The 9861-nt window shown below is 73.3% G+C and carries 9 protein-coding genes; 6 read left to right on the top strand and 3 right to left on the bottom strand.

The window, feature by feature from the left end; translation table 11 throughout:
* Both QM626_RS11920 and hemE read right to left on the bottom strand, forming a co-directional pair.
* A partial coding sequence (locus QM626_RS11920; RefSeq protein ID WP_415077166.1) for an FAD-dependent oxidoreductase occupies positions 1-331 on the bottom strand: 331 nt, incomplete at its 3' end.
* Between the two features lie 127 nt (positions 332-458).
* Positions 459-1505 carry a uroporphyrinogen decarboxylase gene (gene hemE, locus QM626_RS11915; protein WP_415077165.1) on the bottom strand — a complete coding sequence of 349 codons (1047 nt, stop codon included), beginning with the start codon at positions 1503-1505 and terminating at the stop codon, positions 459-461.
* A gap of 202 nt (positions 1506-1707) precedes the next feature.
* On the opposite strand from hemE, the gene QM626_RS11910 reads away from it, so the two are divergent.
* The 4 genes from QM626_RS11910 (at position 1708) to QM626_RS11895 (ending at position 6435) form a co-directional block, all read left to right on the top strand.
* Positions 1708-3003 (top strand): glutamyl-tRNA reductase, encoded by a 1296-nt coding sequence (locus QM626_RS11910; RefSeq protein WP_415077164.1) that lies wholly within the window; start codon positions 1708-1710, stop codon positions 3001-3003.
* Positions 3004-3254: 251 nt separating this feature from the next.
* Entirely contained in the window at positions 3255-4388 is a 1134-nt protein-coding gene (gene menC / locus QM626_RS11905) for an o-succinylbenzoate synthase (protein WP_415077163.1), read from the top strand.
* Positions 4385-4984, top strand: coding sequence for a hypothetical protein (locus QM626_RS11900; protein WP_415077162.1), 600 nt, complete (start codon positions 4385-4387; stop codon positions 4982-4984). Before menC ends, QM626_RS11900 begins: the two co-directional genes overlap by 4 nt.
* A gap of 62 nt (positions 4985-5046) precedes the next feature.
* Positions 5047-6435, top strand: coding sequence for a glycine--tRNA ligase (locus QM626_RS11895; protein WP_415077161.1), 1389 nt, complete (start codon positions 5047-5049; stop codon positions 6433-6435).
* Positions 6436-6467: 32 nt separating this feature from the next.
* On the opposite strand, the gene QM626_RS11890 is transcribed toward QM626_RS11895, so the two are convergent.
* On the bottom strand, positions 6468-7514 hold the full coding sequence (locus tag QM626_RS11890) for a class I SAM-dependent methyltransferase (RefSeq protein ID WP_415077160.1): 1047 nt from the start codon (positions 7512-7514) through the stop codon (positions 6468-6470).
* Positions 7515-7700: 186 nt separating this feature from the next.
* On the opposite strand from QM626_RS11890, the gene QM626_RS11885 reads away from it, so the two are divergent.
* Both QM626_RS11885 and QM626_RS11880 read left to right on the top strand, forming a co-directional pair.
* Positions 7701-8726 (top strand): ATP-binding cassette domain-containing protein, encoded by a 1026-nt coding sequence (locus tag QM626_RS11885; protein WP_415077159.1) that lies wholly within the window; start codon positions 7701-7703, stop codon positions 8724-8726.
* 106 nt (positions 8727-8832) lie between these two features.
* A complete protein-coding gene (locus QM626_RS11880) occupies positions 8833-9657 on the top strand; it encodes an ABC transporter permease (protein WP_415077158.1) in 825 nt (274 codons plus the stop codon).
* The last annotated feature ends 204 nt before the right edge of the window (positions 9658-9861 follow it).

Genomic DNA, 9861 nt, shown 5'->3' with positions numbered 1-9861 from the left:
GCGGCGCCGCGCCCACGCCCGGGACCCCGGCGACCCAGGCGCCGTCCGCGGCGGGGGCGACGACGGCGTCCGCCAGCCCCAGCTCGTCGATGAGCGCACGCACGTGGCCGCCGCGGGTGGCGAAGCTCTCCGCGCCGACGTCGAGCACGACGCCGGCGACCTCCGCGCTGCGCAGCACGCCGCCGAGCCGGTCCTCCGCCTCGATGACCGTGACCCGCATCCCCACCTTGGCGAGCTCGAGCGCGGCGACGAGCCCCGCGACGCCGCCGCCGACGACGACGGCGCGCACTGCCCGCGCCTGCGCGGCGAGGCCCTCCAGCCGCTCGCTCACGCCGCCGTCCCTCCTCCGCTGTCGATGTCCCAGTTCGGCGCGGTATCAGACGGCCATACCGCGCCGAACTGGGACATGGTGGAAGGGGATGCCGGGACCTGACGGCGGGACGCCGAGAGCCGGGCGCTCATGCGGACGTCCCGTGCGCGAGCTCGACGATGCGCGTGAGGACGGCGGGGTCGGTCTCCGGCGGCACGCCGTGACCGAGGTTGAGGATGTGCGCGCGGGCCGCCCGGCCGCGGGCGATCACGTCGCGGACGTGTCGTTCGAGCACCGGCCAGGGCGCCTGCAGCAGCGCCGGGTCGATGTTGCCCTGCACCGTGACGTCCGGGCCGAGCACCGCGGCCGCCTCGTCCAGAGGGGTGCGCCAGTCGACGCCGACCGCGTCGGCCACCGGGGCGCCCGGCCGCCCGTCGAGCCGCATGTCGGCGAGCAGGTGCCCCGTGCCCACACCGAAGTGGATGCGGGGGACGGAGACCGCGGCGAGGACCGCGCGCGAGTGGGGGGCGACGTGGGCGCGGTAGTCGGCGACCGACAGCGACCCCGCCCAGGAGTCGAACAGCTGCACGGCGACGGCCCCGGCCTCGGTCTGCGCGGCGAGGAACGCCGCCGAGACGCGGGCGAGCCAGCCCGCCAGCGCGTGCCAGGACCCGGGGTCGGCGTGCATCAGGGCGCGGGCCCGCAGGTGCTCCTTCGACGGGCCGCCCTCGACCAGGTACGCGGCCAGCGTGAACGGCGCGCCCGCGAAGCCGATCAGCGGGGTGTCGCCGAGCTCGGCGACCACGAGCCGCACGGCCTCGCGCACGGGCTCGGCCGCGGCGGCGACCTCGGCCGGGTCGATCGCGGTGAGCCGGGCCACGTCGGATGCGGTGCGCACCGGCTGCGCGAACACCGGCCCGCGGCCCGGCACGATCTCGACCTCGACCCCGGCCAGTCGCAGCGGCACGACGATGTCGCTGAAGAAGATGCCGGCGTCCACCCGGTGACGGCGCACCGGCTGCAAGGTGATCTCGGCGGCGAGCTCGGGGGTCAGGCAGGCGTCCAGCATCCGGGTCCCGACACGCAGGTCGCGGTACTCGGGCAGCGACCGGCCCGCCTGTCGCATGAACCACACGGGCGGGCGGTCGGGGCGGTCGCCGGCCAGGGCGCGCAGCAGAAGGGACACGCGCTCCATCCTCCCACCCGCTCCGGCCGCATAGGGTGCCGCGCCGGTGGGCGGCTCGCGCCGCGTCGCTGCTTCGCACAACCTCAGCGATCCGCACAACCTCAGCCGGAATCCCCCACCGCAACGGAGGTTGCGCGAATCGCTGAGGTTCCGGAACGAACGAGCGCGGCCGCGACGGAGCACGCCGCGGACCCGGCGGCGAGTAGAATCGGTGACCGTGCTGCTGTGCGTGAGCGCGAGTCACAAGACCGCATCCTTCGACCTCCTCGAGAGGCTCAGCACGCGCACCGGCCCCATCGCCCCCGTGATCGCCGCGCACGACGACTGCGTGCAGGGCGCCGTGGTGGTCTCCACCTGCAACCGCTTCGAGGCGTACGTGGACATGGACGAGCCCGTCACCGCCGCCCGCGCCGTCGGCGTCGAGGCCGCGCTGCTGGCCATCCAGTCCGCGACCGGCCTGACCGCCGCGGAGCTCGACGGCTCGTACGACGTCATCGCCGGTCCCGCCGTCGCCGCGCACCTGTTCGCCGTCGCCGCGGGCCTCGAGTCCGTCATCGTCGGCGAGGGCGAGATCGCCGGCCAGGTGCGCCGCTCCCTGGAGGAGGCGCGCGAGGCCGGGACGACCTCCGCGGAGCTGGAGCGGCTGTTCCAGCGGGCCTCCGAGGCGCAGCGCGACGTGAAGAACACGACCGCGCTCGGCCGCGCCGGGCGCTCGCTCGTGCGCCTGGGCCTCGACCTCGCCGCCGCGCGCGTGCCGGACTGGCGCCTCGCCCGCGTGCTGCTGGTCGGCACCGGCTCGTACGCGGCCGCGACCATCGCCGCGCTGCGCGAGCGCGGCGCGACCGACATCACGGTGCACTCCCCCTCCGGCCGCGGCGAGCGCTTCGCCCGCAAGCACGGCATCGACTGGGTGGACGCCGGCGCCTACCCGGCCGCCGCCCGCCATGCCCAGCTGATCATCACCTGCACGAGCACCGACGGCCCGGTGCTGGATGCCGCGATCCTGCGGGCCTCGCCGCTCCCGGTGCCGCCGGTCGCGCCCCGGCGGCTGGTGATCGACCTGGGCCTTCCCCGCAACGTCGACCCGGACGTCGCGGGCGTGCCGGGCACCGAGCTGCTCGACCTCGAGACGATCCGCCTGCACGCGCCGCTCGAGGAGCTGCAGGCGACCGACGCCGCCCGCGCGCTCGTGCAGGATGCCGCGCACCGCTTCACCGTCGCGGGCTCGCGCCGTGCGGTCGCGCCGGCCGTGGTGGCGCTGCGCGCGCACGTGTTCGAGGTGCTGGAGGACGAGATCGCCCGCGTCCGCGCCCGGGACGACGACGGCCGCACCGAGCAGGCCCTGCGCCACCTCGTCGGCCGCCTGCTGCACACCCCCACGACACGCGCGCACGAGCTGGCCGAGCAGGGCCGTGCGGACGCGTACCTCGACGCGGTCGAGGCGGTGTTCGGCATCCGCGTGGACGCCGCGGCACCCGCGGTCGACGACGCCGAAGCCGCCGGCTGACCATCGCTCGGACCGGCGCCGCCCGCACGTCGGTGCGGCCGAAGTCGTCGACGACGAACAGCAGCGGCTCGTCGGCGACGGTGGCCAGGGCGTCGCTGCAGCGATCGCCGAGGTCGAGGCCCCCAGCCGCGGCCGCAGCGCGTCAACACGCCGGTGGGCTCCGCGAGCGTCGCCGACGGCGTCCGGACCTTTCATCACCCTTCGCTCGGCGCTCAGCATCCCCGAAGCACCCCACCGATATCCTGAAGCCCATGCCGACATCCGGGGACGCCGCAGCCATCGCGCTCGACGGCATCGAGATGCGCGTGCTCCGCATCCCCTTGGTGAGCCCGTTCACCACCTCGTTCGGCACCGAGACGATGCGCGAGGTGATCGTCGTGCGGGCGCTGACCGACGGCGCCGACGGCTGGGGCGAGATCGTCACCGCGTCGGCCCCGCTGTACTCGAGCGAGTACACGCAGGGCGCGTGGGACGTCGCGCTGCGCTGGCTGATCCCGGCGCTCCTGGACGTGCGCACGGTGCGGCCCGAGGAGGTCGCCGGCATCCTCTCCCCCTTCCTCGGCCACCGCATGGCCAAGGCGGGTCTCGAGCTCGCCGTGCTCGATGCCGCCCTCCGCAGCCAGGGGCGCCCGCTCGGCCAATACCTCGGGGCGGTGACCGACCGCGTCCCGAGCGGCGTGAGCGTGGGCATCCAGTCGGACCCCGCCGTCCTCGTCGACGTCGTCGGCGGCTACCTGGACGCCGGCTACCGCCGCATCAAGATCAAGATCAAGCCCGGACGCGACGTTGCCGACACCGCCGCCGTGCGCGACGCGTTCGGCGCGATCGGGCTGCAGGTCGACGCGAACGCGGCCTACACGCTCGCCGACGCCGACGTGCTCGCGGAGCTGGACCGCTTCGACCTGCTGCTGATCGAGCAGCCGCTGGCCGAGGACGACCTCACGGAGCACGCCGAGCTGGCGCGGCGCCTGCGCACCCCGATCTGCCTCGACGAGTCCGTCGTCTCGGCCAAGGCGGCCGCCGACGCGATCGCGCTCGGCTCCGCCGCGGTCGTCAACATCAAGGCCGGCCGCGTCGGCGGCTATCTGGAGGCCGTCGCCGTGCACGACGTGTGCCGCGCGGCCGGGGTGCCGGTCTGGTGCGGCGGGATGCTGGAGACCGGCATCGGCCGCGCCGCCAACGCCGCGCTGGCCGCGCTGCCCGGGTTCACGCTGCCGGGCGACGTCTCGGCATCCGACCGCTTCTACGCCCGCGACATCGTGACCGAGCCGGCCGTGCTCGAGGACGGGTACGTGCGCGTGCCGACCGGGCCCGGGATCGGCGTCGAGATCGACGTCCTCGCCCTCGATGACTTCACCGTCGCCCGGGAGACCCTCCGCCGATGACCACCACCCGGAGGCGGCGGGCCCTGCCCGCCCTGCTGCTGCTGACCGCGGGAGCGCTGGCCCTCGCCGGCTGCGCCGACCTCGCCCACCCCGCGCCGTCCGCGACCGCGCTGCCCGACGGCATCACCGCGACCCTCCTTCCGGCCGGTCCCGAGGAGCGGGCCAACCAGGTGCGGATGCAGGTCGTCAACGACACCGGCAACGATCTGTCCGTGACGAAGCTGCGCATCACCGACCCGCGATTCGTCGGGTACGGGCGCCCCACCGCGTACGGTGCGGTGTCGATCGCCTCCGGCGAGGAGGCCGAGATCGTGATCACGCTGCCGAACATCGTGTACTGCGACGGCGACCGGACCTCCACCGGCGAGGGCTCGGCCACCGAGGCCACGGCCGCGGCGACGGCGGCCGACGAGGCCACGGCGACCGCGACCGCCACGCCGACCCCGTCGCCGTCGGCCACCGGCGACGACGAGGAGGACGAGACGATGCTCGTGCTCGGCTTCACCGTCGGCCCCGCCAGCGGCGTCACCAACGAGCAGCTGACCGACCCGGACGGGATCATCGACGCCTACGTGGCGTCCCTGTGCGGCACGTAGAATCGAGGGATGTGCGCGCGGCCGCCGGCGCATCCCGAACCCCACCGACCATTGGAGCCACCGTGGCCGAGCAGTCCCGCCTCGACAAAGTCATCGCCCTCGCCCGCCACCGCGGGTTCGTGTTCCAGGCCGGGGAGATCTACGGCGGCTCGCGCTCGGCGTGGGACTACGGCCCCCTCGGCACGGAGCTCAAGGAGAACATCCGCCGGCAGTGGTGGCAGACCTTCGTGCGCGGGCGGGGCGACATGGTGGGCCTGGACTCCTCGATCATCCTGCCCAAGCGCGTCTGGGAGGCCTCCGGCCACGTCGCGACCTTCACCGACCCGCTCGTGGAGTGCCTGCAGTGCCACAAGCGGTTCCGCGCCGACACCCTCGTCGAGGACTTCGAGGCCCGCAAGGGGCGCGCACCCGAGGGCGGTCTGGCCGGCGTGCCATGCCCGAACTGCGGCACGAAGGGCCAGTACACCGAGCCGAAGGAGTTCTCCGGCCTGGTGAAGACCTACCTCGGCGTCGTCGACGACGAGTCGGGTCTGTACTACCTGCGGCCGGAGACCGCGCAGGGCATCTTCGTGAACTTCTCGAACGTGCTCACGGCGTCCCGCAAGAAGCCGCCGTTCGGCATCGGCCAGGTCGGCAAGGCGTTCCGCAACGAGATCACGCCCGGCAACTTCATCTTCCGCACCCGCGAGTTCGAGCAGATGGAGATCGAGTTCTTCACCCCGCCGGCCGAGGCGCCGCAGTGGTTCGAGCACTGGGTCGAGGCCTGCTGGGACTGGTTCGTCGGCCTCGGCATCGACCCGGCGAACATGCGCCGGTTCGACGTGCCCGAGGAGGACCGCGCGCACTACTCGGCCGGGACGATCGACGTGGAGTACCGCTTCGGGTTCGGCGGCAAGGAGTGGGGCGAGCTCATGGGCATCGCCAACCGCACCGACTACGACCTGTCCAGCCACACCGAGGCGTCGGGGGCGAAGCTCGTCTACTTCGACCAGGCGTCGGGCTCGACGTACGTCCCCTACGTCATCGAGCCCTCCTTCGGCCTGACGCGCTCGATGATGGCGTTCCTCGTCGACGCGTACCGCGAGGAGGAGGTGCGGGGCGCGAAAGGCGGCACCGACACCCGCACCGTGCTCGGCCTCGACCCGCGGCTCGCGCCGGTCAAGGCCGCGGTGCTGCCGCTCAGCCGCAACGAGAACCTCTCGCCGCTGGCGCGCCGCGTCGCCGACGACCTGCGGGCGTCGGGCTGGAACGTGGACTTCGACGACGCCGGCGCGATCGGGCGCCGCTACCGCCGCCAGGACGAGATCGGCACCCCGCTGTGCGTCACGGTGGACTTCGACTCGCTCGTCGACGACGCCGTCACGGTGCGCGACCGCGACACCATGGCGCAGGAGCGCGTGCCCCTCGAGGGCCTGCGCGGCTACCTCGCCGAGCGCCTCCGCGGCGCCTGAGGCGCTGGTTCGCGACCGCGAGTCCTCGCCGATCAGCGCAGCCGATAGAAGCGGAACGCCGCGAACCCGTCGATGGGCAGCACGTCGACGCCCCCGAAGCCCGCCTCGCGGGCATAGCGCTCGAGTGTGGCCGGCCGCATCACCGTGCCCGTCGCGACGGATCCGGGGGTGCTCATGCTGTCGGGCAGGCAGATGAAGAGACTGTAGGCGTACATGGTGCGCTCGATCTCGTCCCCGTCGGGGGCGAACGCCTCGGCGACGGCCTCGTCCATGACCACGACCACCCCGTCCGGGCGCATCGCACGGCGGATCCCGGCGAGGACGCCGACCGGATCCGGCATGTCGTGCAGCGCCTCGAAGACGAACGCCGCATCGAACGGCCCGTGCGCGGGCAGATCGGCTCCCGCCGTCAGCGCGAAGGCGAGGTTCGGGACATCGGCGCCGTGGTCGCGCGCCGCCTGCAGCGACGCGGCGTCGATGTCCACACCCACGACCTCCGCGCCGGGATTCGCGCGAGCGAGCGCGATCGTCGACCATCCGTGCCCGCAGCCGATGTCGGCGATCCGAGCGCCGTCGCGTTCCAGCGCCGCCGCCACCTCCGGGACGCCCGCCAGCGCGCCGGCCAGCTCACGCTCGAACCACGGCCGGTTCGCGTCCCCCTGAGCGTCGCGGGCGTCCTCGCCGAACTGCGCCCACGTCACCCCGCCGCCGTCACGGTAGGCGCTCAGCAGCTCGGGCATCCGTGCCGCCGCCGCATGCGCGAGCCGCGCGAACGGCGGGCTGAAACGCAGGCTCGAGGGGTCCGCCAGCACGTCGGCGTGCGCGGCGGGCAGCACGAATCCGCCGTCCGCCGCGACTCGGAGCACGCCGGCCACCGCCTGCTGCTCCAGCCATTCCCGGGCATAACGCGGGTGCAGCCCCGCCGCTGTCGCGAACGCCTCGACGCTCCAGGGTGTCTCGGCGCCGAGCACGCGGTACAGCCCCAGACGGTCGCCGACGTAGACGGACATCATCTCCATCGCGCTCAGGACCGTGTCGAGCATGCGCTCGGCGAAAGCGTCGGCTGCCGCCTCGTCCATGGACACTCCCTCGTGTCATCCGGTCGTGATCGTACGCCCGCGCGGACCCGCCGTCGAGGCTCCCGCGCATCGCGTCCGCGCTCCCGCGACGTCGCGCGAGCGAGACGCGCCGGCGCAGCAGCGCGGCGACAGCGGAGCGGATGCCGTGACAGCGACGTGACAGCGGGCGGCGCGCACAGTGGAGCCATGACCTCATCCACCACGCCCGCTGTGCTGGCCGAAGGACTCGTGAAGGCCTTCGGCACGAACCGCGCCGTGGACGGCGTCGACCTGCTCGTGCCGGCAGGAACCGTCTACGGCGTCCTGGGCCCCAACGGGGCCGGCAAGACCACCACCATCAACATGCTCGCGACGCTGCTGCGGCCCGACGCCGGCACGGCCTCGATCTTCGGCCACGACGTCGTCCGCTCCCCGCAGATCATCCGTCAGCTCATCGGCGTCACCGGCCAGTTCGCCTCGGTCGACGAGGCGCTGTCGGCCAACGAGAACCTCATCATCTTCGCGCGGCTGCTCGGGCTCTCCCGCGCCGAGGCGAAGGCCAAGGCCGCCGACCTGCTCGAGCGCTTCGGCCTGACGGAGGCGGCCACCCGGCCGCTGAAGAAGTTCTCCGGCGGGATGCGGCGCCGCCTCGACCTCGCCGCATCCCTCATCTCCCAGCCGCCGCTCATCTTCCTCGACGAGCCGACCACGGGCCTCGACCCCCGCACCCGCGGCCAGATGTGGGACACGATCCGCGAGCTCGTCGCGAGCGGGTCCACCGTGCTGCTGACGACGCAGTACCTCGACGAGGCCGACCAGCTGGCCGGCCGCATCGCGGTCATCGACCGCGGGCGGGTCGTCGCGGAGGGCACCAGCGACGAGCTGAAGGCCTCGGTGGGCACCTCGTCGCTGCAGCTGCGCGTCCGCGACGCCGCCGACACCGACGACGCCGTCCGCACCCTCGAGCGGGTGCTCGGCGTGCGCGCCGCGCTCTCGCCCGAGGCGAGCCGGATCACCGCCCCCATGGCGGATGCCGACCGGGTCGCCGACCTGCTCATCGCCCTGCGCGAGGCCGGCATCCACCTCGCCGAGATGAGCGTGCAGAAGCCCACGCTCGACGAGGTGTTCCTCACCATCACCGGCCACAGCGCCGATCAACAGCGTGCCGCCGACCGGACGGCATCCGATCGGGCCGCCGCATCCGACGCCCCCCAGGAGGAGGTCCCCGCATGAACACCGTCACAATGTCCCACTTCCGCGCGGTTCATGTCCCAGTTCGGCGCGGTATAGCTCCCGCTTACCGCGCCGAACTGGGACATGGTCAGCGAGGGGGTGCGGCATGAGCACCCTGACCGCCACCCGCATCGTGCCGGCCTCCGAACGGCACCTGTCCAATCGCACGAGCATCGGCCAGACGCTGAGCAACACCGTCACGATGGCCTACCGCGGGCTCGTGAAGATCCGCCGCACGCCCGAGCAGCTCGTCGACGTCACCGTGCAGCCGATCATCTTCACGCTGATGTTCGCGTACCTGTTCGGCGGCGCGATCGCCGGCGACGTGCAGAGCTACCTGCCGACGCTGATCCCCGGCATCCTGGTGCAGACCGTCATCACGACCTCGGTCGTGACCGGCACGCAGCTGCGCGAGGACATGGACAAGGGCGTGTTCGACCGGTTCCGGTCGCTGCCGATCGCGCGCATCGCGCCGCTGTCCGGCGCGCTGCTGGCCGACACCCTGCGCTACGCGATCGCCACCACCCTCACCTTCGTGATGGGCTTCGTGATCGGCTACCGTCCCGCCGGCGGTCTCGGCAACGTCGTGCTGGCCGCGCTGCTGGTCATCGTCTGCTCCTGGGCGATCAGCTGGATCTTCGCGTTCTTCGGCGTGATCGCGCGGACCGCGTCGAGCGTGCAGGGCATCTCGATGCTCGTGCTGTTCCCGCTGACGTTCCTCTCGAACGCCTACGTCCCGGTGGACACGCTGCCGTCGTGGCTCGCCTGGTTCGCGAACATCAACCCGATCTCGCACCTGGTGACGGCCGTGCGCGACCTCGCGAACGACGGCGCCGTCTCCGGCGACCTGTGGATCTCGCTGCTGGGCGCCGCGGTGATCGTCGCCGTGTTCGCGCCGCTGACGGTGCGCGCCTACATGCGCAAGGCCTAGCGCGGGAACTCTCACGGGGTCGGATGCCGTCGGCATCCGGCCCCGTCTCGCGTCCGCTCGCGGGATCCCCGGCACTCGTGGCGGCTTCGGGGAGAGATCCCCGGCAGTCGTGGCTGTTTTCGCACCGCGTGACCCGCCACGAGTGACAGGGATCTCGGAGCGTCAGACCTCAGCCGGAGGCGCGGCGAGGACGGCCGTTTTCGT

The organism is Microbacterium sp., assembly GCF_047606385.1.
GTDB lineage: Bacteria > Actinomycetota > Actinomycetes > Actinomycetales > Microbacteriaceae > Microbacterium.
Note: the sequence above shows the minus strand (reverse complement) of the source record. Positions and strands in the feature narration are given on the sequence as shown.